Origin of the sequence: Aquimarina rhodophyticola, assembly GCF_042434915.1 — a bacterium.
Lineage (GTDB): Bacteria > Bacteroidota > Bacteroidia > Flavobacteriales > Flavobacteriaceae > Aquimarina.
In genome coordinates this window covers 1,494,572-1,520,042 of sequence record NZ_CP170198.1, presented here as the reverse complement: position 1 = coordinate 1,520,042, position 25,471 = coordinate 1,494,572, and the positions used below count along the sequence as shown (strand labels likewise).

General features: G+C 33.4%; 23 protein-coding genes. 18 read left to right on the top strand and 5 right to left on the bottom strand.

The features are described from left to right. Nucleotides 1–16: 16 nt before the first annotated feature. From lpxD to ACE939_RS06660, 10 genes are all read left to right on the top strand, one after another. Nucleotides 17–1,045: a UDP-3-O-(3-hydroxymyristoyl)glucosamine N-acyltransferase gene (gene lpxD / locus ACE939_RS06705; RefSeq protein ID WP_378188115.1), complete on the top strand. Its 1,029-nt coding sequence runs from the start codon at nt 17–19 to the stop codon at nt 1,043–1,045. Further along, the gene (locus tag ACE939_RS06700; protein ID WP_378188114.1) at nt 1,038–2,441 is read left to right on the top strand and encodes a bifunctional UDP-3-O-[3-hydroxymyristoyl] N-acetylglucosamine deacetylase/3-hydroxyacyl-ACP dehydratase; all 1,404 of its coding nucleotides are present in this window, start codon (nt 1,038–1,040) and stop codon (nt 2,439–2,441) included. The genes lpxD and ACE939_RS06700 overlap by 8 nt, the downstream gene beginning before the upstream one ends. A 7-nt stretch (nt 2,442–2,448) precedes the next feature. Further along, nucleotides 2,449–3,231 (top strand): acyl-ACP--UDP-N-acetylglucosamine O-acyltransferase, encoded by a 783-nt coding sequence (gene lpxA / locus ACE939_RS06695; RefSeq protein ID WP_378188113.1) that lies wholly within the window; start codon nt 2,449–2,451, stop codon nt 3,229–3,231. A gap of 34 nt (nt 3,232–3,265) precedes the next feature. After that, nucleotides 3,266–3,832: an elongation factor P gene (gene efp / locus ACE939_RS06690; protein ID WP_378188112.1), complete on the top strand. Its 567-nt coding sequence runs from the start codon at nt 3,266–3,268 to the stop codon at nt 3,830–3,832. Between the two features lie 16 nt (nt 3,833–3,848). Continuing rightward, the gene (locus ACE939_RS06685; RefSeq protein ID WP_378188111.1) at nt 3,849–4,787 is read left to right on the top strand and encodes a UDP-3-O-(3-hydroxymyristoyl)glucosamine N-acyltransferase; all 939 of its coding nucleotides are present in this window, start codon (nt 3,849–3,851) and stop codon (nt 4,785–4,787) included. Beyond that, the gene (locus tag ACE939_RS06680; RefSeq protein WP_378188110.1) at nt 4,780–5,187 is read left to right on the top strand and encodes a nuclear transport factor 2 family protein; all 408 of its coding nucleotides are present in this window, start codon (nt 4,780–4,782) and stop codon (nt 5,185–5,187) included. Before ACE939_RS06685 ends, ACE939_RS06680 begins: the two co-directional genes overlap by 8 nt. 76 nt (nt 5,188–5,263) lie before the next feature. After that, nucleotides 5,264–6,136 (top strand): succinate--CoA ligase subunit alpha, encoded by an 873-nt coding sequence (sucD, locus tag ACE939_RS06675; protein WP_378188109.1) that lies wholly within the window; start codon nt 5,264–5,266, stop codon nt 6,134–6,136. Between the two features lie 119 nt (nt 6,137–6,255). After that, on the top strand, nt 6,256–7,002 hold the full coding sequence (fabG, locus tag ACE939_RS06670; RefSeq protein WP_378188108.1) for a 3-oxoacyl-[acyl-carrier-protein] reductase: 747 nt from the start codon (nt 6,256–6,258) through the stop codon (nt 7,000–7,002). A 48-nt stretch (nt 7,003–7,050) separates the two neighbouring features. Continuing rightward, the gene (locus tag ACE939_RS06665) at nt 7,051–9,093 is read left to right on the top strand and encodes a VWA domain-containing protein (protein ID WP_378188107.1); all 2,043 of its coding nucleotides are present in this window, start codon (nt 7,051–7,053) and stop codon (nt 9,091–9,093) included. Nucleotides 9,094–9,114: 21 nt separating this feature from the next. Next, nucleotides 9,115–9,930, top strand: a complete 816-nt coding sequence (locus tag ACE939_RS06660) for a prohibitin family protein (protein WP_378188106.1) — start codon at nt 9,115–9,117, stop codon at nt 9,928–9,930. A 56-nt stretch (nt 9,931–9,986) separates the two neighbouring features. Here ACE939_RS06660 and ACE939_RS06655 read toward each other — a convergent pair whose 3' ends face one another. Both ACE939_RS06655 and ACE939_RS06650 read right to left on the bottom strand, forming a co-directional pair. Next, nucleotides 9,987–10,514, bottom strand: a complete 528-nt coding sequence (locus ACE939_RS06655) for a hypothetical protein (RefSeq protein WP_378188105.1) — start codon at nt 10,512–10,514, stop codon at nt 9,987–9,989. 12 nt (nt 10,515–10,526) lie between these two features. Beyond that, entirely contained in the window at nt 10,527–11,402 is an 876-nt protein-coding gene (locus tag ACE939_RS06650) for an OmpA family protein (RefSeq protein ID WP_378188104.1), read from the bottom strand. A gap of 337 nt (nt 11,403–11,739) precedes the next feature. On the opposite strand from ACE939_RS06650, the gene hisG reads away from it, so the two are divergent. The 8 genes from hisG (at nt 11,740) to hisIE (ending at nt 18,935) form a co-directional block, all read left to right on the top strand. Beyond that, the gene (gene hisG / locus ACE939_RS06645; protein WP_378188102.1) at nt 11,740–12,597 is read left to right on the top strand and encodes an ATP phosphoribosyltransferase; all 858 of its coding nucleotides are present in this window, start codon (nt 11,740–11,742) and stop codon (nt 12,595–12,597) included. Between the two features lie 9 nt (nt 12,598–12,606). Further along, entirely contained in the window at nt 12,607–13,896 is a 1,290-nt protein-coding gene (gene hisD, locus ACE939_RS06640) for a histidinol dehydrogenase (RefSeq protein WP_378188101.1), read from the top strand. Nucleotides 13,897–13,898: 2 nt separating this feature from the next. Continuing rightward, nucleotides 13,899–14,951 (top strand): histidinol-phosphate transaminase, encoded by a 1,053-nt coding sequence (gene hisC, locus ACE939_RS06635; protein WP_378188420.1) that lies wholly within the window; start codon nt 13,899–13,901, stop codon nt 14,949–14,951. Between the two features lie 26 nt (nt 14,952–14,977). Then, on the top strand, nt 14,978–16,114 hold the full coding sequence (hisB, locus tag ACE939_RS06630) for a bifunctional histidinol-phosphatase/imidazoleglycerol-phosphate dehydratase HisB (protein ID WP_378188100.1): 1,137 nt from the start codon (nt 14,978–14,980) through the stop codon (nt 16,112–16,114). Between the two features lie 63 nt (nt 16,115–16,177). Beyond that, nucleotides 16,178–16,759: an imidazole glycerol phosphate synthase subunit HisH gene (gene hisH, locus ACE939_RS06625; RefSeq protein ID WP_378188098.1), complete on the top strand. Its 582-nt coding sequence runs from the start codon at nt 16,178–16,180 to the stop codon at nt 16,757–16,759. Between the two features lie 39 nt (nt 16,760–16,798). Further along, nucleotides 16,799–17,524 (top strand): 1-(5-phosphoribosyl)-5-[(5-phosphoribosylamino)methylideneamino]imidazole-4-carboxamide isomerase, encoded by a 726-nt coding sequence (gene hisA, locus ACE939_RS06620; RefSeq protein ID WP_378188097.1) that lies wholly within the window; start codon nt 16,799–16,801, stop codon nt 17,522–17,524. Nucleotides 17,525–17,529: 5 nt separating this feature from the next. After that, nucleotides 17,530–18,285 carry an imidazole glycerol phosphate synthase subunit HisF gene (gene hisF, locus ACE939_RS06615; RefSeq protein WP_378188096.1) on the top strand — a complete coding sequence of 252 codons (756 nt, stop codon included), beginning with the start codon at nt 17,530–17,532 and terminating at the stop codon, nt 18,283–18,285. Between the two features lie 53 nt (nt 18,286–18,338). Next, nucleotides 18,339–18,935, top strand: a complete 597-nt coding sequence (gene hisIE / locus ACE939_RS06610; protein WP_378188095.1) for a bifunctional phosphoribosyl-AMP cyclohydrolase/phosphoribosyl-ATP diphosphatase HisIE — start codon at nt 18,339–18,341, stop codon at nt 18,933–18,935. An 85-nt stretch (nt 18,936–19,020) separates the two neighbouring features. Here the strand turns inward: hisIE and ACE939_RS06605 are convergent, their stop codons facing one another. The 3 genes from ACE939_RS06605 to ACE939_RS06595 form a co-directional block, all read right to left on the bottom strand. Then, nucleotides 19,021–21,216, bottom strand: coding sequence for an OmpA family protein (locus ACE939_RS06605; protein WP_378188094.1), 2,196 nt, complete (start codon nt 21,214–21,216; stop codon nt 19,021–19,023). 15 nt (nt 21,217–21,231) lie between these two features. Then, the gene (locus ACE939_RS06600) at nt 21,232–22,191 is read right to left on the bottom strand and encodes a type IX secretion system membrane protein PorP/SprF (RefSeq protein ID WP_378188093.1); all 960 of its coding nucleotides are present in this window, start codon (nt 22,189–22,191) and stop codon (nt 21,232–21,234) included. A gap of 92 nt (nt 22,192–22,283) precedes the next feature. Then, nucleotides 22,284–25,277 (bottom strand): BspA family leucine-rich repeat surface protein, encoded by a 2,994-nt coding sequence (locus ACE939_RS06595; RefSeq protein ID WP_378188092.1) that lies wholly within the window; start codon nt 25,275–25,277, stop codon nt 22,284–22,286. Nucleotides 25,278–25,471: the final 194 nt, after the last annotated feature.

The following is a 25,471-nucleotide window of genomic DNA, read 5'->3' as shown; positions in this document are numbered from 1 at the left end:
TTATACTTTTGCTAGAATGATTTTTACAGCAACACAAATTGCAGGGATATTAAATGGCGAAATCGAAGGCGATGAAACCGTTGAAGTATCTAAGCTTGCCAAAATAGAGGAAGGAACAAAAGGGTCATTAACTTTTTTGTCCAATCCAAAATATACTCAGTATATCTATTCGACAGATGCATCTATTACTATTGTAGATAAAGGTTTTGAAGCTGAATCTAAAGTTTCTACAACGTTGATCCGTGTTGAAGATGCCTACAAAGCTTTTTCACAACTTTTGGAATATTACAATATGGTAAAAATGAATAAAGTTGGGGTAGAGCAACCCGTTTTTGTTTCTGGAACAGCCAAATATGGAGAAAATATTTATTTAGGAGCTTTTACTTATTTAGGAGAAAATGTGGTAATTGGTAAAAATGCCAAAATTTATCCAAATGTTTATATAGGCGATAATGTAACTTTGGGGGACAATGTAATTGTTTTTGCTGGCGCCAAAATTTATTCTGAAACAAGAATCGGCAATAACTGTGTAATACATAGTGGTGTTATTATAGGAGCTGATGGATTTGGTTTTGTACCAAATGTTAAAGGAGAATACAGCAAAGTGCCTCAAACTGGAAATGTTATTATCGAGGATAATGTCGATGTGGGAGCAGGAACATCAATTGATAGAGCTACTCTGGGATCAACAATAATTCGTAAAGGTGTCAAGTTGGATAATCAAATACAAATAGCCCATAACGTTGAAATTGGAGAACATACAGCTATTGCAGCGCAAACTGGTATAGCAGGATCCACCAAAATAGGTAAATTGTGCCTTATAGGGGGGCAGGTAGGAATAGCTGGGCATCTTACAATTGGTGATAAAGTAAAAATACAAGCACAATCAGGGATTGGTAGAAACATAAAAGAAGGAGAAGTAATACAAGGTTCTCCTGCACTTGCATATGCTGATTTTAATAAATCCTACGTGCATTTTAAAAATTTACCAAAAATTGTAGATAGAATTTACGAACTAGAGAAAAAGACAGAGAACAATGAGTAATGCCGTTGTAAGTAAACAAAGAACGATAGAGAAGGAAGTGAAGCTTACAGGAGTAGGTCTTCACACTGGTAAAGAAGTAACATTAACCTTTAAACCAGCACCAGCCAATCATGGTTACGCTTTTTGTCGTGTTGATTTAGAAGGTAACCCAGTTATTGAAGCTGATGCAACCTATGTAGTAAATACACAAAGAGGGACGAATCTTGAAAAAAATGGAGTAAGTATCCAAACCTCTGAGCATGTTCTGGCAGCGTGCGTTGGATTAGAAATAGATAATTTGCTTATCGAGTTAAATGCTTCAGAGCCACCCATCATGGATGGATCTAGTAAGTATTTTATAGAAGCTCTCGAAAAAGCAGGTATAGTCGAATTAGATGCGCCTCGAGATGAGTATATCGTAAAAGATGTTATATCCTATACAGACGAGGAGTCTGGTAGCGAAATCATCGTAATGCCATCCGATGAGTATCAAATAACCACAATGGTAGATTTTGGGACCAAGGTTTTGGGAACTCAAAACGCTTCTCTAAAACATCTTTCCGATTTTAAATCTGAAATCGCTAACGCACGAACTTTCAGTTTTCTTCACGAACTAGAAATGTTGTTAGAGCACGGATTAATTAAAGGAGGAGATCTTAATAATGCTATTGTTTATGTGGACAAGGAATTAAAACCTGATACCATGGAAAAATTAAAAATAGCTTTTGATAAAGATTCGATAGCTATAAAGCCAAATGGTATTTTAGATAATTTAACCCTGCACTATCCTAACGAAGCGGCACGTCATAAATTACTTGATGTGATTGGAGATCTTGCATTAATCGGGACACGCATTCGCGGAAAAATAATAGCTAATAAGCCAGGACACTATGTAAACACTCAGTTTGCAAAAAAAATGGCCAAAATTATTAAAATTGAAAAGCGAAACAAAGTACCGCATTTTGATTTGAGTAAAGAACCTTTGATGAATATCAACAAAATTATGGAGATGCTTCCACATAGACCTCCATTTTTATTGATTGATAGAATTTTAGAAATGTCAGATAGTCATGTTGTAGGCCTTAAGAACGTAACCATGAATGAACCATTTTTTACAGGTCATTTTCCAGGGGCTCCAGTAATGCCAGGAGTATTACAGGTAGAGGCGATGGCACAAACAGGAGGAATTTTGGCATTAAGTACCGTACCAGATCCTGAGAATTATCTAACGTACTTCATGAAAATTGATAAAGTAAAGTTTAAACAACAGGTTTTACCAGGAGATACATTAATATTTAAATTAGAACTAATTACGCCAATACGAAGAGGTATTTGCCATATGCAAGCCTTTGCATATGCAAATGATAAACTTGTAACCGAAGCAGAATTGATGGCGCAAATAGTAAAATCCAAATAAGAAATAGATGAATCAACCTTTAGCATATGTTCATCCAGGAGCAAAAATAGCAAAAAACGTTGTTATAGAACCATTTACAACTATCCATAGTAATGTTGTAATTGGAGAAGGGACTTGGATAGGTTCGAATGTGACAATCATGGAAGGCGCACGTATTGGGAAAAATTGTAGTATTTTCCCTGGTGCGGTTATTTCTGCAATTCCGCAGGATAAAAAATTTAACGATGAGGATACCATTACCGAAATAGGTGATAATACAACTATACGAGAATGTGTTACAATTAATAGAGGAACTACCGATAGAATGAAAACCAAAATCGGTAAAAATTGTTGGATTATGGCGTATTGTCATATTGCACATGATTGTATTATCGGTGATAATTGCATCTTTTCTAATAATAGTACTTTGGCTGGTCATATTAATGTTGGTAACGATGTGGTACTTGCTGGTATGGCTGCGGTACAACAATTTTGTAGTATCGGTAATCATGCGTTTGTAACAGGTGGATCTTTGGTTCGTAAGGATGTACCGCCGTATGTTAAAGCGGGTCGTGAACCTTTATCATACGTAGGTATTAATAGTATAGGACTGCGTCGAAGAGGTTTTTCTACAGAAAAAATTAGAGAGATTCAAAACATATATCGAATTTTATATCAACGTAACTATAATAATACGCAAGCAGTAGCTATAATTGAAGCAGAAATGGAAGCTACCCCAGAGCGTGATGAGGTATTAGAATTTATAAAGAACTCTCAAAGAGGAATAATGAAAGGTTATTTTTCTAATTAGTAATAGATAAAGTATAATTTAGAATTTAAGTAAGATGGCAAGTACAAGCGATATAAGAAATGGATTGTGTATTAAATATAATCATGATATTTTTAAAGTTATTGAATTTTTACATGTAAAACCAGGAAAAGGTCCTGCATTTGTAAGAACAAAACTTAAAAGTGTAACCTCTGGTAAAGTAATTGATAATACCTTTTCTGCAGGACATAAAATTGATGATGTACGTGTAGAAACACATAAATTCCAATTTTTATATGCAGAAGGAGATACGTACCACTTCATGAATACAGAAGACTATAATCAAATTACTTTACAAAAATCTACGTTAGATTCTCCAGATCTGTTAAAAGAAGGAGAAGTAGTAACGGTGATTATTAATTCTGAAGATCAAATGCCATTATCAGTAGATATGCCTGCTAGTGTAATATTAGAAGTTACAAGTACAGAGCCAGGAGTAAAAGGAAATACTGCTACCAATGCAACCAAACCCGCTGTAGTTGAAACAGGAGCCGAGGTTATGGTACCTTTATTTATCAACGAAGGAGATAAAATTAAAGTTGAAACTGAAAAAGGTACTTATAAAGAAAGAATAAAAGAATAATAAGGATTAAAAAACGATGAAATTCACGCAAGCACATACATTACAGCAAATATCCACAATACTATCCTGTGAGTATATAGGTGATGCTGATTTTCCTGTTTTGGGGATGAATGAGATACATGTGGTCACTGCTGGTGATATCGTTTTTGTGGATCATCCAAAATATTATAGCAAAGCTCTAGAAAGTGCTGCTACAATAATTTTAATCAATAAAAAGGTCGAGTGTCCTTATGGAAAAGCTTTGCTAATCTCAGACGATCCATTTAGAGACTTTAATCGACTTACCGAATATTTTAAGCCTTTTGAAAAAGCTACCTCGTTAGTCTCCAAAAGTGCGAGTATAGGGGAAGGTACAATTATTCAGCCCGGTGTGTTTATAGGTAATAATGTACGAATTGGTTCCAATTGTATAATTCATGCCAATGTAACCTTATATGATAATGTCGTAATTGGTAACCATGTTACAATTCACGCAGGCAGTGTACTTGGATCTGATGCCTTTTATTATAAAAATAGACCTTCTGGATTTGACAAGCTTAAGTCGGGGGGTAGTATTCGGATTGAAGATAATGTAGATTTAGGAGCACATTGTACTATTGATCGTGGCGTTAGTGGTGATACCACTATTGGTGAGGGTACAAAGATAGATAATCAAGTTCACGTAGGTCACGATACAATAATTGGTAAAAAATGTTTAATAGCATCACAAGTAGGGATAGCCGGCTGCGTGGTTATCGAAGATGAAGTGACAATTTGGGGGCAAGTGGGTATTACTAGTGGTGTTACCATTGGTCATAAAGCAATAATCTCAGCTCAATCAGGAATTAGCAAGTCATTAGAAGGTCATAAAAGTTATTTTGGGACGCCAGCAGATGATTTTAGGAAAAAATATAAAGAAATTGCAGCTATCAAATTGATACCCGAAATCATGGAAAAATTGAAAAAAAATGAGTAAAACAGAAAAAGATATCGTAAAATCATTTTACGAAACAAATTTGATTCAAGATTTTGACTCGTTATCAGAGTTTTTACATCCAGAAATTGAATTGTATTGGAATAGCAGTTTTGGTTTTAATAAAAAAGATTTTAACGGAATTCAATCCATGTTTAGAGAAATGTCGGCATCGTTTGAGAACTTCAGGTGTGAAATAAGTCATTTATTATCAGAAGGCTCTACCGTTACGATTCGATATACCTATTTCGCAAATATCATTGAGCAACCAGACAAAGAAGAGGCTATTGCCCATTTTATTGCCATATGGGAATTAAAGGAAATGAAGTTATATAGAGGATATCAAATAAGTCAACAAGGAGATAACACTCCAGAGAGTATGCAATCATTTCTTTCAAAATAATTTATTTTTCATTTTAACTATCGTTTTCAAAAGCTTACTTTTGGGAACTTCATATAAAAACAAAAATCATAACGCAATGAGTGTTTTAGTAAATAAAGATTCAAAAATTATAGTTCAAGGGTTTACAGGAAGTGAAGGTACATTTCACGCGAGTCAAATGATTGAATATGGCACAAATGTAGTTGGTGGTGTTACACCAGGAAAAGGTGGACAAACGCATCTTGATCGCCCTGTTTTTAATACCGTAGAACAAGCCGTTCAAGAAGCTGGTGCAGATACCTCTATAATTTTTGTACCCCCTGCATTTGCAGCAGACGCTATTATGGAAGCAGCAGACGCTGGTATAAAAGTTATCATTACTATTACAGAGGGTATTCCTGTTGCTGATATGATTAAAGCAGCAGAATATATTAAAGATAAAGGATGTCGTTTAATTGGACCAAACTGTCCAGGGGTGATTACTCCAGGAGAAGCTAAGGTAGGTATTATGCCTGGTTTTGTTTTCAAGAAAGGAACGGTTGGTATTGTATCAAAATCAGGAACACTTACCTATGAAGCAGCAGATCAGGTTGTAAAACAAGGGTTAGGTATAACTACAGCAATTGGTATTGGTGGTGATCCTATCATTGGAACTACCACTAAAGAGGCAGTTGAGTTACTTATTAATGATCCAGAAACCCAATGTGTTGTTATGATTGGTGAAATTGGAGGGCAGTTAGAAGCAGAAGCTGCACAGTGGATTAAAGCGAGTGGAACAAAAAAACCTGTAGTTGGTTTTATCGCTGGTGAAACTGCACCCGCAGGTAGAACAATGGGACACGCAGGTGCAATAGTAGGCGGAAGTGAAGATACAGCTGCAGCCAAAAAAGCGATTATGAGAGAGTGTGGAATTCATGTAGTTGATTCTCCAGCAGAGATTGGTAAAAAAGTAGCAGAGGTATTAGGATAATTCTTATCCGAAATAAAATACATAAGCCCTGTGAGAAATCACAGGGTTTATTATTGGTAGCGAATAGGTTATTCTTATATTTGATAAACATAAATTAACAACGCCAAAAAATAGATTACATGAATCTCTTACAAGGTAAAACAGCTATAATAACAGGCGCAAGTCGCGGCATAGGTAAAGGAATAGCAAAAGTTTTTGCACAAAATGGTGCAAATGTAGTATTTACATATAGTTCATCTGTAGAGGCAGCAAATGAATTGGAAAAGGAACTATCAGATCTAGGAGTGAAGGTCAAGGGCTACCAGAGTAATGCTGCTAATTACGAAGAGGCACAAGATTTAATCAAAAGTGTTTTGGAGCATTTTGATAGCATTGATATTCTTATAAATAATGCCGGAATCACAAAAGATAATCTTTTGATGCGCATGAGTGAAGAGGATTTTGATAAAGTTATCGAAGTGAATTTGAAAAGTGTCTTTAATATGACCAAAGCTGTTCAAAAAACAATGTTGAAACAGCGTAAGGGTAGTATTATAAATATGAGCTCGGTAGTTGGGTTAAAAGGAAACGCAGGACAATCTAATTATGCAGCATCAAAAGCAGGAATTATTGGATTTTCAAAATCTGTAGCTTTAGAACTAGGATCCAGAAATATTAGAAGTAATGTTGTTGCTCCTGGTTTTATCGAAACTGAAATGACAGGAAAACTTGATGAAAAAGTTGTAGAAGGCTGGCGAAATGCGATTCCATTAAAAAGAGGGGGAACTCCAGAAGATATTGCAAATGCTTGTTTATTTTTAGCAAGTGATTTAAGTACTTATGTTACTGGACAGGTTTTAAATGTTGATGGTGGGATGCTTACTTAATTTTAACCATAATACTTGATGAAGCGTGTATAAAGTTAAACTTTTAGTATGCTTCTTGCTATGCAAACAAATACTATACTATTAATCGTTTTCGCCTTTTTAGTTGCAATTTTTATTGCAGTGTTTCAATATATATATAAGTCAAAGCAAAGGACTCGTTTAGATGTGTTCTTTGCTTTTTTACGTTTTATTAGTGTTTTTTCAATTTTATTACTTTTAATCAATCCTACTTTTAAAAATTACACTTTTTATACCGAGCCACCTAGCTTACTGGTTGCTGTTGATAATTCGTTATCAATACAGAATATTGGATATCAAAAAAAGGCAGAAGAATTTATACGTAAAATTCAAGATAATGCACAGTTAAATGAACGTTTTGATATTACTTATTTTAATTTTTCAGATGGACTACAGGATTCGGTTTCTTTAGACTTTACAGCTAGTCAAACAAATATTGATAAGACGCTGACCGAGCTTAATCAGATTTATCGCAATGTCAATGCGCCAATTATTTTATTGACAGATGGTAATCAAACGGTTGGTAACGCATATCACTTTGCGAACACCAGGTATAAACAACAAGTATTTCCTGTTATGCTAGGTGATTCTTCAAAAGTAGCAGATTTAAGAATTAAACAACTTAATGTAAATCGATATGCATACTTTGAAAATGATTTTCCTGTTGAAGTTTTGATCACGTATACTGGAGATTTATCGATAACGACACAATTGGACATTAAAGAAGGTAATCGTATATTATCTAGTAAAAATTTACAATTTGATAAACAAAACAAGTCAGTAAAAATTCAAGTAGAACTACCTGCCGATAAGATAGGAGTAACTACCTATACAGCTACTTTATCTCCACTAGAGAACGAGAAAAATAGTATAAATAATCAACAGGTATTTGCTGTCGAGGTCATTGATCAAAAGACTAATATTTTATTGATTAGTGATATTATACATCCTGATCTTGGAGCGATTAAAAAAAGTGTTGAAAGTAATGAGCGTAGCAGGCTAACTATCAAAAAACCAGACCAGGTTATAGACATCGACAATTATGCAATGGTGATTTTGTATCAGCCTAATTCAAAATTTGCGAACATTTACAAAACACTTAAAGAAAAAAATAGTAATCGTTTTACGATCACAGGTTTACATACTGATTGGAATTTCTTAAATAAAATACAAGCCAACTATAAACATGATGTAACACGACAGACTGAGTATTTTTTACCTCAATTTTCTAGTAATTACAAATCATTCTTGACAGATGATATTGGTTTTAACTCATTTCCGCCTTTGCAAGGTAGATTTGGTGAACTTACTATTACTAATAAATTTGATATTCTTTTATACAAACAAATAAGTTCGATAACGACAACTTCACCTTTGCTAGCTACTATTGAATATCAAAATATTAAAGAAGCCATACTTTTGGGTGAAGGTTTTTGGCAGTGGCGTATGCACAACTATAAAGAAGAAAATAGTTTTAAAGCTTTTGACGATTTTTTTAGCAAAATACTTCAATATCTATCATCAAATCAAAAGAGACGACGATTAATAACTTTGGCAGAATCTTTTTATTATAGTAATGCCCAGATTATTATTGGTGCAGAGTACTTTACAAAAAATTATGAGTTTGATGCTCGCGCAATTGTAGAAATTAAGTTGAAAAATAATGAAAATGGCGAGGAGTTTGTACTACCTATGATTCTTGTAAAAAATTCTTACCAAGTTGATTTAAGTAATTTACAACCGGGTACTTATGAATATACGGTGAGTGTTCAAGGAGAAAATTTAAAAGCCTCTGGAGTTTTTAAGATTTTACAGTATGATGTTGAAAAACAGTTTTTGAATGCAGATTTTCCAAAACTTCAAGTTTTAGCTCAACATACGCAAGGCACCATATACTCTGTAGATCAATCAGAACTCTTACAATCTAATTTTGTTAATGATCAAAGGTACCAACCTATTCAAAAAAGCAGCGAAAATGTTGTATCTTTAATCGATTGGAAATATCTACTGCTTATTATACTTGTTAGCCTCACTTTAGAATGGTTTCTTAGAAAATATTACGGAAAAATTTAAATTAAATTTATATACATTGTTATGGAAAAGTTACCCAAAATAGGAATTCCTATTCTTATATTTATTGTTTTACTCATCATATTTATCTCAAAATCTACAGAAACTATTAATTCTGGTGAAGCTGGGGTTTTATATAAGACGTTTGGTGGAGGAGTGGTTACAGATGAGCCGCCTCTTGGCGAAGGTTTTCATATCGTAGCCCCTTGGAATAAAGTTATAACTTACGAGGTGAGACAACAAGAAGTTTTTGAAAAGATGCAAGTACTTTCATCAAATGGTTTAGAAATCAAATTAGATGCTTCAGCATGGTTTCAACCTAAATATGATAAACTTGGTTTACTTCATCAACAAAAAGGAGAAGACTATGTAGCACGCGTTTTATTACCAACTATAAGGTCAGCCGCGAGGAGTGTAGTAGGAAGATACACACCAGAACAATTATATTCTAGCAAACGAGATGTAATACAGCAAGAAATTTATGAAGAAACCAAAAAACTTGTAGACGATCAATATATACAGCTTAATGAAATTTTGGTGCGTGACGTAACTTTACCTCCTACTATTAAAGATGCTATTGAACGTAAATTACGACAAGAACAAGAATCTTTAGAATATGAGTTTCGATTGACAAAGGCTTCCAAAGAGGCAGCACGCCAGAAAATTGATGCAGAAGGGAAAGCAGAGGCCAATAGAATCCTTAGTGCATCGCTAACAGATAAAATTTTGCGTGAAAAAGGAATACAAGCTACTATTGAACTTGCTAAATCTAGCAATAGTAAAGTGGTGGTTATAGGTTCTGGAAAAGATGGTATGCCGCTAATTCTTGGGAACCAATAAAGCTAGATTATCAAATAAAAATATCCCTTACTATTTTATAATAGTAAGGGATATTTTTATTTGTTTTTAAGATCAATCGCTTGTTGCTTCCAATCATCTCTTTCTATTCTACCTGGAAAAAATTGAATTAATTGAGTAACCGTATCAATATCTTCTTTAGTAAATTTACTAATCTGATCAAAAGTATAGATACCTATACCATTTAGTTTATCTTCTATAAAAGGTCCCACTCCTTTTATCAGCTTTAGATTGTCTCTTTCTGAAGCAGTAGCCTTTCCAAAACGATCAAAATTTAATTTGGGTAGTTCTTCATTAGCGGGTACACCATTTCGATGACGAGTTTTGATAGCTTTTATGTTTGTAGAGCCTTGGTCTGGCGCTATTGTCTCAGATGTAGTAAAGGTAGATTTTACTACGGTTGCTTGTTCATTGTCGCTAGTATTTGTGTGACTCAGCCTTGATGAGACCTTAATATTTTTTTTCTCATTGTAGACCCATTTGGATAGAAACCAACCTAGAATAAAAGAAAGTAATAAAAGTAAAAAAAGACACCACCAGTTGGTCTCATTAAAAAAAGTAAACATAGCAAGTTAAATTTAGTTGATAATAATCTCTATTCGTCTATTTTTAGCCTTATTAGCTTCAGTATCATTGGGAGCTATTGGGGCTTGCTCACCTTTACTATAGATTTTAATCTTTTCTTCATCAATACCTTGGGAAATCAAATATTTCTTTACATTCTTAGCACGTATCTTACCAAACCATAAATTATTTTTTATGCTTCCTATAGAATCTGTGTGACCCGTTACCGAAATTTGTTTTGATGGATGTCTTTGTAAATAGGACTTAAGTTCTTTGGTATAGTTAATAAGCGCTGTATCAGGTTTAAACCGATACCCATTAAAACGAGAATAGAGTAACTTCTTACTTATTTTATCATCATAAGCTTTTAATTTGGTAGCATCCATTTCAAGTAATCGAATGTCTAGCGCTTGTCCACTACGATTGGAGGTTGAATCAACAAATATTCTATTTCCATTTATCTGATCGTTTGTAAGCCTCTTTTTTAAACGTAACATGCGTTTTTTAAGTAACTCAGATTTCTTGTTAGTATCTTCATTTAGAAAAGTAGAAGCTATTTGTATAGCTGCTGTGGGATGTGTGTCGAGATACTGTTTTAAATCTTGAACAACATTATTAAATGTTTGAGGCAAAATAATACTGTCAGAGTTAGGGAGTACCTTCAAGGTATCCTCATAACGATATAGAGTATCAGATGCATCATTGAGGATAAATAACGTATTAGAATTTTTGATTACTTTCTTTGAGACAATATCCTCTGGTGTACTTAAAATAAAATCACCCTGATTTTGATTATTTTTACTATAATTACACCAGTCACAATTGAAGAAAATCGAAAGTGCTATGTAAGAAAATAAAAGAAAGAGTAGAAATGAAATTATAGTTTTCATGGTTTAATGGATAAAAGAGCATTTAAATGTAGGAATTTTTTTTCAATTTTTCAATCCTATGAATTGATAACTATTTGATTGTGTTACGTAATTGTGGTAATCACAGAAAAAAAACAAGTCAGAGATTCTTTTTATCTTTTATTTTTTTTACATTCGCACTGTATTTAAAGACTAATGAAAAAAATAAACGTACATCATCATCATCTTAACTATCTCGCTCCTGCGTGTTAGCTATGATTTTGTGTGTATAACAATCATATTTTATAACCCGTTTGAGCTAATCAAACGGGTTTTTATTTTTAACTCGGTTGCTATTAGCTTAATAAAAACAACAAGAATGTCAAAAATTAAAATTGCTATTCAAAAAAGTGGACGTCTCAATGAAGATTCAGTTCAAATTCTAAAAGATTGTGGTATTTCTATTGATAATGGTAAAGATCAATTAAAAGCTGATACACGTAATTTCCCCATGGAAGTAATGTTTTTGCGTAATGGAGATATTCCTCAATATTTAAGAGATGGAGTAGTGGATATCGCTATTATAGGCGAGAATGTATTGGTCGAAAAGGGACAAGATATCACCGTTGCCGAACGTCTCAATTTTTCTAAATGTAAAGTATCTCTTGCGGTTCCAAAGGAATTTGAGTACAACTCTATCAAAGATCTTGATGGAAAGAGAATAGCGACATCATATCCAAATACAGTAACTGCATATTTGAAAGAAAGGGGTATTACGGCAGACTTACATCAAATATCTGGCTCTGTAGAAATAGCTCCAAACATTGGTTTGGCAGATGCAATTTGTGATATTGTCTCTAGTGGTAGTACTTTATTTAAAAATAATTTGAAAGAAGTAGAGGTGATGTTAACCTCTGAGGCGGTTCTTGCGGTTTCTCCTACTATTTCTGATGAAAATAAGGTACTTCTTAAAAAACTTCAATTTAGAATTCAAGCGGTACTTAAGGCACGTGCTTCAAAATATGTACTATTAAACGCACCAAATGACAAAATTTCTAAAATTGTTGAAATTTTACCTGGAATGCGCAGTCCAACAGTATTACCGTTGGCAGAAGAGGGTTGGAGCTCTATACACACAGTTGTAGATAAACATAAATTCTGGGATATTCTTGATGCGTTAAAAAATGAAGGAGCAGAAGGGATATTGGTATGCCCAATAGAAAAAATGGTTTTATAATAATTAGGTATGAACAAAATTTATAATCCCACAAGAACTTCATGGTCTCAAATGTTACAAAGGCCTACCCAAACATTTGAAGCTATTGAGAATACTGTTAAAGAAATATTCTTAGAGATTCAAAGTCAAGGTGATTTTGCGATCAAAAAGTATACGGAACAATTTGATAATGTACAATTGGATACTTTACAAGTATCTGATTGCGAAATTAGCCAATCTCAAAACCAGATTAGTGATGAGTTAAAAGAAGCAATACAATTGGCTAAAAATAACATTGAAAAATTTCACAGTGCACAAAAAACAGCTCCAGTAGAGGTAGAAACAGCGCCAGGAGTCATGTGTTGGCAAGAGAAAAAACCAATTCAAAAAGTTGGTTTATACATTCCTGGTGGTACGGCACCACTTTTTTCAACGATATTAATGCTCGCTGTTCCTGCCAATATAGCGGGGTGTCAAGAAATAGTACTTTGTTCTCCGCCAGATATTGAAGGGAAAATTAATCCTGCAATTTTATATACAGCACAGTTATGTGGCGTTACCAAGATATTTAAAGTAGGAGGTATACAAGCTATTGCTGGGATGACTTTTGGGACAAAGAGTATACCGCAGGTATATAAAATTTTTGGTCCAGGAAATCAATTTGTTACTGTAGCAAAACAAATGGCAACACAATTTAACGTCGCTATCGATATGCCTGCAGGCCCTAGTGAACTTCTAGTAGTAGCAGATGATAGTGCGAATGCTACTTTTGTAGCTTCAGATTTATTAAGTCAAGCAGAACATGGTGTGGATAGTCAGGTCATTTTGGTGACCACTTCAAAAGATTTTTTACTTGCTGTTGAGAAGGAAATAACATCACAGTTAGCAGTATTGCCAAGAAGAGATATTGCCGAAAAAGCTATCAAAAATTCAAAATTAATTTTTATGTCCACTGATGCAGAAGCTTTAGCATTAATAAATGAGTATGGACCAGAACATTTTATCGTATGTGTAAAAGATGAGAACTTTTATGTATCGAATATCATAAATGCAGGTTCGGTTTTTATAGGCAATTATACTCCCGAGAGTGCTGGAGACTATGCATCTGGAACCAATCATACGCTACCTACTAATGGATATGCTAAGCAGTATAGCGGAGTTCATTTGGATAGTTTTTATAAAGCAATAACCTTTCAAAAAATATCTCAATCAGGTATACAAGCTATCGGAAATGCTATTGAATTAATGGCAGAGGCAGAAGGATTACAAGCTCACAAAAACGCAGTTTCGTTAAGACTTAACAGTTTAAAAGATAATTAATGATGACACAATTTAAACTGAACACTTTGGTGCGAGATAACATTAAAACGTTACAAGCATATTCGTCGGCTAGAGATGAGTATGTTAGTGATGGTTCTAGCATGATATTTCTTGATGCTAATGAAAACCCTTTTGAGAACGGAGTAAATCGTTATCCAGATCCACAGCAGCGTGCAGTAAAATCCCTACTCTCAAAGCAAAAAGACATCTCAATAGATAATATACTACTAGGAAATGGTAGTGACGAAGTGTTAGATCTATTGTTTCGAACGTTTTGCGAACCAAAACGAGATAATATCATAACATTACCTCCAACGTACGGGATGTATAAAGTACTAGCCGATATTAATGCTATCGAAAACAGAGAAATACTTCTTAATTCTAATTTTGAACCAGACGTTTCCAAAATTTTAGATAGCGTAGATCAATATACAAAAATGATTTTTTTATGTTCTCCCAACAACCCTACGGGCAATTGCTTTGCCGAAGAACATATTCTCAAAATTCTTAACGAATTTAATGGGCTGGTTATCATTGATGAGGCGTATATTGATTTTGCATCGGGGTCAAGTTGGATACAACGCCTAGATGATTTCCCAAATCTGGTAATCACCCAAACTTTATCAAAAGCCTATGGAATGGCAGGAATACGTCTCGGTGTTTGTTATGCTTCCCGTGAGATCATTGCCTTATTATCCAAAGTTAAACCACCATATAATATTAATGAGTTAACCCAGCAAAAAGCCCTAGATAGATTAAGTAGCAACGACCAAGTGGTGAGTGAAATCAACAATATTTTACGAGAGAGAGCAAGACTAGAAAGATCATTGGCTGCTATCGATTTTGTCAAAACAATATATCCAAGTGAAGCCAATTTTATTTTGGTTGAAGTAGATGCTGCCGATTTGAGGTATAATCAACTTATTAAACATGGTATTGTAGTACGCAATCGTTCTTCACAACCACTTTGTGATAATACACTAAGATTTTCAATAGGTACTATAGAAGAGAATAGTAAATTGATTGAAACACTAAAAAATATTTCGGAACAATAACGCATACAATGAACTCAACTAATAAAATGAAAAAGAAAGTATTATTTATAGACCGGGATGGAACAATGATCAAAGAAACCGTTGATGAGCAAATTGACGCTTTTGAAAAAATGATTTTCTACCCCAAAGCTTTTACTTATTTAGGGAAAATAGCACAAGAACTTGATTATGAATTAGTCATGATAACCAATCAGGATGGATTGGGAACAGACTCCTTCCCAGAGGATACGTTTTGGCCTGTACATAATTTTATTTTAAAATCTTTCGAAAACGAAGGTGTTGTTTTTGACAATATATTTTTGGATCGTACTTTTCCGCATGAAAATGCACCTACAAGAAAACCAGGAACTGGATTACTTACCGAATATTTTACCGATGCCTATGATTTACAAAATTCGTATGTTATCGGGGATCGATTAACTGATATTGAATTGGCAAAAAACTTAGGAGCCAAGGGTATTTATATCAATGACAATACAAACCTGGGTACGGCTGAAATTAGTTCAACTCCACAAGAATTGGAAACAATTATCGCGCTAGAAACCAACGATTGGCAAAAAATTTATGAATATCTCAAATTAGAAGATCGTTCTGCCATGGTTGCTCGCAAAACAAATGAAACAGATATAGCAATACACTTAAACTTAGATGGAACTGGAAAAAGTGATATCAATACGGGAATTGCATTCTTTGATCATATGTTGGATCAAATCGCTCGTCACGGTCAAATGGATTTGAAAGTAAAGGTAAAGGGAGATCTAGAAGTAGACGAGCATCACACAATTGAAGATACAGCAATAGCCTTAGGTGAGGTTTTTGCAAAGGCTTTAGGGAATAAATTAGGTATAGAACGTTACGGTTTTTGCTTGCCAATGGATGATTGTTTGGCTCAAGTTGCAATCGATTTTGGGGGACGCAATTGGCTAGTTTGGGAAGCAACGTTCAAAAGGGAAATGATAGGTCAAATGCCTACCGAAATGTTTTATCATTTTTTCAAATCTTTTACAGATGGAGCTAAGGCGAATTTGAATATTAAAGCCGAAGGAAGTAATGAACATCATAAAATTGAAGCTATTTTTAAAGCTTTTGCCAAAGCGATCAAAGTAGCGGTGAAACGAGATGCTGATAAAATGATTTTACCAAGTACCAAAGGAATGCTTTAATAGTACTGAAATACAATTAAAACGAGTGTTCTATTATAAGAATACTTTAATAAGTATAAAAAGATGAAAATTGTTATAATCGATTATGGTGCAGGCAATATCCAGTCCATTAAGTTTGCGATTCAACGTTTGGGTTATCAGGCAACATTAAGCAGTAATCCAATTGAAATACGGGAAGCTGATAAAGTTATTTTTCCTGGGGTAGGAGAAGCAAGTAGTGCCATGCGTAAACTGAAAGAGTCTGGATTGGATAGCTTACTGCCAGAGTTAACACAACCCGTACTGGGAATTTGTTTGGGTATGCAGTTGATGTGTACGCACACTGAAGAAGGTGATACAAAAGGTTTAGGAATCTTTGAAGTGAATATTAAACGTTTTTCTAGCAATGTAAAAGTTCCGCAAATAGGATGGAATCAAATAAAAGCACTAAAATCGCCTTTATTTGAATCGGTAAAAGAAAACGATTATGTGTATTTAGTGCATAGTTATTTTGCACCCTTAACAAAGCAAACTATAGCAAAGACAGATTATGAAAGAGAGTATAGCACAGCTATTCAAAAAGATAATTTTTATGGAGTTCAATTTCATCCTGAAAAGAGTAGTGCTGTCGGCGAACTAATTTTGAGAAATTTCCTGAATTTATAGGTAAATTCTTTTTGTTAAATAAGTGATAATAAAAATATAATGAGAATTATTCCCGCAATTGATATTATAAATGGTAAATGTGTACGACTGTCAAAAGGAGACTATGCTACGCAAAAAATATATAACGAGAACCCCCTTGAGGTGGCCAAAAATTTTGAAGCCCATGGCATAGAATTTTTACATTTGGTTGATCTCGACGGTGCGAAATCTAACCATATAGTGAATCACAAAATTTTAGAAGCTATAGCTTCTAAAACTAGTTTAAAAATCGATTTTGGAGGAGGCCTCAAGACTGAAAAAGATTTGAAAATAGCTTTTGATAGTGGAGCCAATCAAATTACAGGAGGTAGTATTGCAGTCAAGAACCCAGAAATTTTTTCATCATGGATCGAACGTTTTGGAGCCGATAAAATTATTTTGGGAGCTGATGCTAATAATGAAAAAATTGCGGTGAGTGGTTGGTTAGAAGAAAGTGATCAAAATGTAATTCCGTTTATTTCTGAGTATATGAGAAAAGGTATTTCGTATGTTATATGTACAGATATTAGTAAGGATGGTATGTTAGAAGGCCCTTCTTTTGAACTCTATACTAAAATTCTTAACGAAAACAAGGAAATTAAACTAATTGCATCTGGAGGTGTTTCTACATTTGACGAATTACCAAAACTCAAAACATTAGGTTGTGAGGGCACAATTATAGGAAAGGCAATTTATGAAAACAGAATAAGCTTGAAACAAATAGAAAGTTTCATTTTAGGAAAGTAAAAACTATGTTGACAAAAAGAATAATTCCATGTTTGGATATCAAGAATGGACGTACTGTTAAGGGAGTCAATTTTGTAGATTTGCGAGATGCAGGTGATCCCGTAGCATTAGCAAAATTATATTCACAAACTGGAGCCGATGAACTAGTCTTTTTGGATATTTCAGCAACCGAAGAACGACGTAAAACTCTGGCGAATTTGGTATTAAGTGTTGCAGAGCATGTTAATATTCCTTTTACAGTAGGTGGCGGTATTTCTTCAATAGAGGATGTAGATGTATTACTCAAAAATGGCGCAGATAAGGTTTCTATAAATTCATCGGCAGTTAAAAATCCCAACTTGATTAATGATTTGGCAGCAAAATTTGGTAGTCAATGTATTACTGTAGCTATTGATGCCAAGAAAATTGATGGAGAATGGATTGTGCATTTGGTTGGAGGCAAGGTACCTACTGCGCTTAATCTGTTTGATTGGGCAAAAGAGGTAGAGGAGAGAGGTGCTGGCGAAATATTATTTACCTCAATGGATAATGATGGAACTAAGAACGGATTTGCTAATGAAGCCTTAGCCAGATTATCAGAAAATTTGAATATCCCTATTATCGCTTCGGGAGGTGCAGGGTGTATCCAAGATTTTACAGATACATTTACTATAGGAAAAGCTGATGCCGCATTGGCTGCCAGTGTTTTTCACTTTAAACAAATAGATATTCAGGAATTAAAAAAAGCTTTATCAACAGAAGGTGTTCCAATAAGACAGTAGAAAAAGTTGGTAAAAATTAATATTCAATAGTAAGTAAGATAAAAAAAATAAGAATGAAGATAGATTTTACAAAAAGTAGTGACGGATTAGTTCCTGCAATCATACAAGATGCCAATACCAAAAATGTTCTAATGCTGGGATATATGAATGAAGCGTCTTTACAGGAAACAGAAAAAACTCAAAAAGTCACTTTTTTTAGTCGCAGTAAACAACGTTTGTGGACAAAAGGTGAAGAAAGTGGAAATTATCTTGAACTAGTGTCCATCAAAAGTGATTGTGATCATGATACACTTTTGATTCAGGCCAAACCAGTTGGTTCCACATGTCATACAGGATCGGATACGTGTTGGAATGAGACAAATGAAGAATCTTTTGGTTTTTTATCCCAATTAGAGGAGGTTATCGAAGATCGAAAAAATAATCCTAAAAATAAGGATTCATATGTAGCTTCTCTTTTTAATAAAGGGATTAATAAAATCGCGCAGAAGGTTGGTGAAGAAGCTGTAGAGGTAGTGATTGAGGCCAAAGATGATAATGATGAATTATTTTTAAATGAAAGTGCTGATTTATTATTTCATTACTTAATATTATTACAGGCTAAAGGTTACAAAATTAATGATATCGTAGAAGTTTTGAAAGGAAGAAACTAGTCTCTCATGGTATTTAAGGCGTAATCATAAATGAAACGAAATTGGTTATTATTAGTTTAATAACCAATTTGTTAAATCGTTAATCTTAGTTTAAAATCATGAACTCCACTCGTCTGTTGATTTCATGTTCAGCATCAGAACATTCTACGTTATCATAACAGTGATTTTTTAATTTAGATTCTCCATACCCTTTAGCAATTAATCTACTTTTAGAGATACCTTTATTAATAAGTTGATTCCTAATATTTTGAGCTCTTTTTTCTGAAATTTTGATATTTATTGATTTTTTACCTTTACTATCGGCATGCCCTTGTACCTCTACTTTTATAGTAGGTAAATCATTCATGATACCCACAACTTTTTCAAGCTCTTTAAGGGATTGATTTTGAAGTTCTCCCGAATTAGTTTTAAAGTTGATTGGAGCTATGTCCATCATAAGTTTAAATGTTTTCTCTATTGTCACTAAATTTCTTTGAATGCTTCCGAATTGCAATCTATCTTTGTCCACTTCATTATCTACGAAGTATTGCATGATTAATTTAGCTCTATTTTGAGCTTTTTCTAGATTTGATTCAGTTTTATCTGTATATGCCAAAATTGAAACCTGGATAGATTTTTCAGACTTTAATAATTTGATTACCTCATCTAGCTCTTTTTTAGAATTGGATAAAAGCTGGGTATTTTCTGTGTTAAAATGTGATGGGTCAACTAATAGGATAAATCTACTTGTTTTTTCAAGTTCAAATTTTGTTTCATAAACCTCACTATATTTTTTGAGGGTTATAATTTTTTCTATTGTTTTATATCCTTCTTTTGACACTTTTAAAATGTTGTTTTTCTCAAGATTTTTTTTTGAAAAAACAAACTTGCCATTACTATCTGCCATTGTTTCTTCTATCAAGACATTTTCTTTAGTGTAGATTGCAACTTTAGTTTTTGATACAGATTCTTGCGTATCTTTATTTTTGATATAACCTATCACCAGATTAGGATACACATTTTTAATTTTCAACAATTCTATAAAACTAAAAATATCATCCCCACTAGTCTCGTTTCTATTTGAAGAGAAATATCCAAGTTTGGATGTAGTGTTGATTATAAAAGCAAAATCATCTTTTGGTCCATTAACTGGTTTTCCTACATTAAATATATCGGAGTAATTGCCAGAGGAAAGAATATTGGTTGTAAAAATGTCTAGTCCCCCTAAACCTGGATGCCCGTTTGAAGAAAAATATAATTCGTTATTCGAAGTTACAAAGGGAAAAGTCTCTTTACCTTCTGTATTTATAGTATTTCCTAAGTTGATGGGTGTGCCATAAGAACCATCATTGTTAATCTCAACTTTATAAATATCAGACATACCATATCCTCCTGGCATATCTGATGAAAAATAAAGAGTTTTTTCATCTGGACTGAGTGCAGGGTGAGCGACGGAATACTCTTTATTATTGAATGGAACTTCTGTAGGAATGTTCCAAAGTCCATTTTCTAGTTTATTTGACCTATATATTTTAAGTCTGTTAAGTACATTTTTTTGTTTTGTAGCTTTTTTATCTATATTATTTCTTGTAAAATATACAGTGTTTCCATCTTTCGTAAATATAGGCGTTGACTCATGAAATTTAGAATTTAATTCTTCAGCAAATTTTGTAGGTTTTGAAAGCTCATTATTTACAGAATCGTATGTTGATTTATAAAGGTCTAAAAAGGACTCATCTGTCCATTTATGTGTTCTTTTTTTTAATACTAAAGTATCACGAGAAGAACTAAACACAATTTGATTCCCATAAAAAGAAGTTCCGAAATCTGTAAACCTAGAGTTCACCGAGGAACTTTTTATTTCATATCTTCCTGATTGGTAATTTATTGATTCAATATAATCCAGTTGGTTTAAAAATAGTTTAGCGCGTAGATCCTCTTGTTGAATTTCGGAGAATTGTCTCATGTATTTATCTGCATTTTCATAGTCTTCAACGGCTTTAAGAGATTGAACATATCTAAATATATGTTCTGAATCTATTTTATCGGGATAGGATTCAACTAATTCTTTATACCATATATCAGCATCTTCTAAGTTGCGATTATAATAATAGGTGTCGCCTAGATTTTTGAATAATTCCGCACTACGGTAATCTCTATCGAGAAGAGCTAGATAACTTTCTTGAGCATTTATATACTGTTGTTTCTCAAACTGTTCATTAGCAAATTCTAATAATTTTTGTTGTCCAAAAATAACGTGCACTGAAAAAAATAATGTAATGAGAGTAATTTGTTTATTCATGTTTACAGAAATATTTTAGAAAAATCTTGGACTTAACCACTTGTCATAAATGTTTTTTAACTCATACCGTAGTAAGATCTCGTAACTTCCGCTATTGATTTGGGAGGTTCCTAATTTTGAGATTCCTTGATCGTATGCAAATCCAAGCATTAAACCTTCGGATACTTCAAAACCAGCAATTACACTATAGGTATTACTCGATCTATAAGCAGCTCCTAATGTAAGCTTTTCATAAAACAGAAAATTTGCTGATATGTCGACCTGAAAAGGGCTTCCTGCGATGTATTTACTTAGTATTGCAGGTTTCAATTTTATTAAATGTGTCAAATCAATTATATATCCAGCTATTAAATAATAATTTATTCTCTCTTTTGCCAAGACACTGATATTATCGCTATTACTATCTAAGGAGTTTGTATTAAAATGAGAAGTTTGTAAAATATTGGGAGCACTTAATCCAAGATAATAGGAATCTGTATGATAATATATACCAACACCTAGATTTGGACTAAACTTATTATCAATATTTTTTTCTAATAAAAAATCATTTTCATTGAACTTTTCTAAACTTAGTAAATCTACATTTAATAAATTTCCTCCAGCACTAATTCCAAAAGCTAAACGGCTATTGTTGATTACAGAGGTATTAATAGTATATGAAAAGCTAGCGTTGAAATTAGTTTCTCTAAAAGCTCCAGCATTGTCATTAATTATGGATAGTCCTACTCCAATTTTATTGTTTTGTGATATGGGAGTGTGAATCGATAAAGATTGTGTATTTGGTGCTCCGTCTATACCTAGCCATTGGCTTCTATGTAATCCCGTAATGCTTAACACCCCTCTACTACCTGTATATGCAGAATTAAAAGAAACGGCATTGTACATATACTGTGTATACTGAGTATCTTGCTGGCCATAGCTTAGATCACAAATTAATAAGAAGAGTAGGAATAATCTGGGTAATTTTCTTTTCATTTAATTTAAATGTTTTTCATCTCGTCTTTAAAAAAATCATAAAGAGAAGCTTGAAAATTCACTATTGAAAGCTTTATTTGTCTTTGTGAATTTTAATTAATATAAATTTGTCCTGATTTAAATTTTAAAACGTTCGCAGAGTTTCTATATTCTAAAGAGAAATAATAACTACCAGAGGGTAATACCTTTTCTTTACCTTTTGAAAAGCCTCTAAAAAAAGGAACACCTTCTTGTTCATACCCGTCTACATGAAAAACCTTTGTTCCCCAACGATTATATATGGTAAAGGTATTGTCAGGAAAATTTTGAAGTCCAGAAATTCTAAGTTCATCATTAATACCGTCACCGTTAGGCGTTATTACTCTGTAAATAATCAACTCTTGATCTACTAATAATTCTGTAATTGTTTCATCCTCTCCATCACCGTCATTATCATCATCTATATCCGTAGTATCATTTGGATCATCAGAAAAATCAATTATTTCTAAACCCAAGGATGTTTGACCAGTAGCAAAAGCTTGATTAACCACAATTCCCGATATAATATCTCTTTCTGTTAATCTATAAGATGCACTAAACGTATTAACATCGATTTCACCAATATTCAAATCTATAGGATCACCAGTCAATAATATCCCAGGAAGAGGATCAGTTAGATTGATATTTCTAATGATTTCATTACCTGTATTTTCTATAGAAAAAGTATATAAAATTTGATCACCAACATTCAATATACCATCGTTATTAGTGTCTTCATATGTCCCTAACTTTGAAACTGCAAGGTTAGGGTTCATATTAACAAGGGTATCATCATCTGTTATCGTAGCAATCACTTGATTATTTGTAGTATTAATGCTGCCTATAGAGGAGTTTGTTATGGTAGCAATAATAGTCTCATCATTTTCAATTTGCGTATCATTTAATACGATTATAGGAATTATGATGTTGTTTTCATTATTAGGTATTTCAAAAGTGGTTATATCGGCATAATCAATTCCGTTTGTTGCTGTTCCAGTTAAGGTTAGTGTTCCTGTTATTGGATTACCCGTAGTATTGGTTTGACCACCATCTAGTGATATAGTAATACTAGCATTAGAAGCTCCCTCAATGGCATCAACTGGAGACCCGATAGATATAATAGTTGAAGTTATTTCGTCATCTGTAACTGTATAGGTGTGCGTTATATTTGTTCCTAGAGAAAGACCATTAGTTGGTGATTCAAGGATTAAATCTATAGTTTCATTATCTTCAATATTACTATCGTCAATAATACTTAAAGTAGGAATGATAATGGCCGTTGCAATAGTTCCATCATAGGTACCCGCAGGAACATTGATGACCTGAGGAGAAGTGAATAGATAATCATTACCTGGACTCGCAGAGCCCGTGCCAGCATTGGTAACGGTAATACTAGAATTAACGGTAAGATTTCCGTTTAGTAGTAGAACTGGTAGATTCCCTCCATTGTCTTCAGTGTCACTTGCTGTTAAATTAACAAATTCAATAGCAATGCAGCCCAAAGCATCTTGGGTTATAGACCATGCGTTAGTAGAAGCATTAGTTAGACTATTACGAGCAGTTTCCGCGCTGCAATAAGATAATCCATTTGCACCCAAAGGTACTCCTGATTGCACGGTTTGTGCTTCCCATCCGATCAGAGTATTATCATAATTCTCTAGAGAGAGTCCAGAATTTGATAACATTTCTGTCATGTTTGTTACATTAGATATATTCCAATTTCCAATATCTTGATTAAAATCAGTTGCTCTAGTAAACATAAATTCCATATTTGATACATTACTAGTATTCCAACTACTAATATCCTGATCAAAGGCACTCGCTTCAAAAAACGCATATCTCATATTTGTAATATTACCAGTATCCCAAGAGGAAATATCTTGATTAAAGTTCGATGCTCTAACAAAAAGACCTTGCATATCAACAACATTAGTTGTATTCCAACTTCCAATATCTTGATTGAATGCAGTAGCAGAATTGAACATGTTGCCCATAAACTGAAGATTTGAGGTATTCCAGCTACCTATATTTTGGTTAAAAGCAGAAGCCGAACTAAACATGCCTGACATATCTAAAACATTACTAGTATCCCAACCACCAATATCTTGATTAAAAGTAGTAGCTCTGTCAAACATTCGAACCATATTTGTAACGTTTGCAGTATTCCAACTACTAATATCACCATTAAAGGCTGACGCCCTAACAAACATAGTTCCCATAATTTCCACATTACTCGTATTCCAACTACTAAGGTCTTGATTGAAAGATGAAGCAACAGCAAACATGTCTCCCATAATTCTTACATTAGCTGTATTCCAGCTACTTAAATCTTGATTAAACGAAATGGCGGAGCGGAACATAGAGCCCATAATTCTTACATTAGTTGTATTCCACTCTCCGATATCTTGATTAAAAGCCATAGCTTCTTGAAACATAGCTCTCATAAATCTAACATTCTGTGTATTCCAAGTTGAAATATTACCATTAAAGGTAGAAGCTCCTCGAAAAGCGTCTGTCATGTCTATTATGGTAATAGTATTCCAACCAGATAAATCGGTATTTAATGTAGTGGCATTACGAAAAATACCATTAAAAGAGGTAACATTTGAAAGATCAGGAGCGTCTGTTGCGTTAATTTGGAAATTAGAAGCATTACTAAAATTGAGTTCTGATACTGCTAATGCACCCCATTGCTCCACGGATAATAAGTTAATCGCACTAGCGGGTACAGCAGCAAAGTTAAATCGCTCAAATAGTCCATTGATCAAAATAGTATAAGTGCCTGCACTAACATAGGTATGCTGGTATTCTGCACTAGTGATATTATTCTCGATAGTACCATCTCCCCAATCAATATTAAAATTATAATCTGTAGGAACTCCAGAATTAGGAAGTGTTATAGTTTGATTTGCTCCAGTTGTTTGCCACGTAGTGATAAAATCCTGTGAATTAACTGGTGCAATTCCTACTATTAATATCCAAATGCAATGTATTAATGGATTGGTATTACGATATAAATTAAAAAAAGAAATAAAAGCTTTAACTGGGGTAAGTAATTTTTTTATCATATACTATTTGGGGATTATAAATATACTATAACTATTTTTTAAGCCCTAAACAAATACAACACGTGTAATGTACTAATAATATCTTTACTTTATATAGAATACAACGTAAAATATAGATATTTTGTTGTAAGGAGTGAAAATTGAAGTTTTATTTAAGAATTATATAGCTTAAAAATGATTTGTAATATAGTAGT

What these genes read in the sequence shown, in the direction of transcription:
- ACE939_RS06595 (WP_378188092.1), bottom strand. Translation starts at nt 25,277, where the DNA reads ATGATAAAAAAATTACTTACCCCAGTTAAAGCTTTTATTTCTTTTTTT.
- ACE939_RS06605 (WP_378188094.1), bottom strand. Translation starts at nt 21,216, where the DNA reads ATGAATAAACAAATTACTCTCATTACATTATTTTTTTCAGTGCACGTT.
- ACE939_RS06655 (WP_378188105.1), bottom strand. Translation starts at nt 10,514, where the DNA reads ATGTTTACTTTTTTTAATGAGACCAACTGGTGGTGTCTTTTTTTACTT.
- ACE939_RS06660 (WP_378188106.1), top strand. Translation starts at nt 9,115, where the DNA reads ATGGAAAAGTTACCCAAAATAGGAATTCCTATTCTTATATTTATTGTT.
- hisA (WP_378188097.1), top strand. Translation starts at nt 16,799, where the DNA reads ATGAGAATTATTCCCGCAATTGATATTATAAATGGTAAATGTGTACGA.
- hisF (WP_378188096.1), top strand. Translation starts at nt 17,530, where the DNA reads ATGTTGACAAAAAGAATAATTCCATGTTTGGATATCAAGAATGGACGT.
- hisH (WP_378188098.1), top strand. Translation starts at nt 16,178, where the DNA reads ATGAAAATTGTTATAATCGATTATGGTGCAGGCAATATCCAGTCCATT.
- ACE939_RS06665 (WP_378188107.1), top strand. Translation starts at nt 7,051, where the DNA reads ATGCTTCTTGCTATGCAAACAAATACTATACTATTAATCGTTTTCGCC.
- fabG (WP_378188108.1), top strand. Translation starts at nt 6,256, where the DNA reads ATGAATCTCTTACAAGGTAAAACAGCTATAATAACAGGCGCAAGTCGC.
- hisG (WP_378188102.1), top strand. Translation starts at nt 11,740, where the DNA reads ATGTCAAAAATTAAAATTGCTATTCAAAAAAGTGGACGTCTCAATGAA.
- efp (WP_378188112.1), top strand. Translation starts at nt 3,266, where the DNA reads ATGGCAAGTACAAGCGATATAAGAAATGGATTGTGTATTAAATATAAT.
- ACE939_RS06680 (WP_378188110.1), top strand. Translation starts at nt 4,780, where the DNA reads ATGAGTAAAACAGAAAAAGATATCGTAAAATCATTTTACGAAACAAAT.
- lpxA (WP_378188113.1), top strand. Translation starts at nt 2,449, where the DNA reads ATGAATCAACCTTTAGCATATGTTCATCCAGGAGCAAAAATAGCAAAA.
- ACE939_RS06600 (WP_378188093.1), bottom strand. Translation starts at nt 22,191, where the DNA reads ATGAAAAGAAAATTACCCAGATTATTCCTACTCTTCTTATTAATTTGT.
- hisD (WP_378188101.1), top strand. Translation starts at nt 12,607, where the DNA reads ATGAACAAAATTTATAATCCCACAAGAACTTCATGGTCTCAAATGTTA.
- ACE939_RS06685 (WP_378188111.1), top strand. Translation starts at nt 3,849, where the DNA reads ATGAAATTCACGCAAGCACATACATTACAGCAAATATCCACAATACTA.
- lpxD (WP_378188115.1), top strand. Translation starts at nt 17, where the DNA reads ATGATTTTTACAGCAACACAAATTGCAGGGATATTAAATGGCGAAATC.
- hisB (WP_378188100.1), top strand. Translation starts at nt 14,978, where the DNA reads ATGAAAAAGAAAGTATTATTTATAGACCGGGATGGAACAATGATCAAA.
- ACE939_RS06700 (WP_378188114.1), top strand. Translation starts at nt 1,038, where the DNA reads ATGAGTAATGCCGTTGTAAGTAAACAAAGAACGATAGAGAAGGAAGTG.
- hisIE (WP_378188095.1), top strand. Translation starts at nt 18,339, where the DNA reads ATGAAGATAGATTTTACAAAAAGTAGTGACGGATTAGTTCCTGCAATC.
- hisC (WP_378188420.1), top strand. Translation starts at nt 13,899, where the DNA reads ATGACACAATTTAAACTGAACACTTTGGTGCGAGATAACATTAAAACG.
- ACE939_RS06650 (WP_378188104.1), bottom strand. Translation starts at nt 11,402, where the DNA reads ATGAAAACTATAATTTCATTTCTACTCTTTCTTTTATTTTCTTACATA.
- sucD (WP_378188109.1), top strand. Translation starts at nt 5,264, where the DNA reads ATGAGTGTTTTAGTAAATAAAGATTCAAAAATTATAGTTCAAGGGTTT.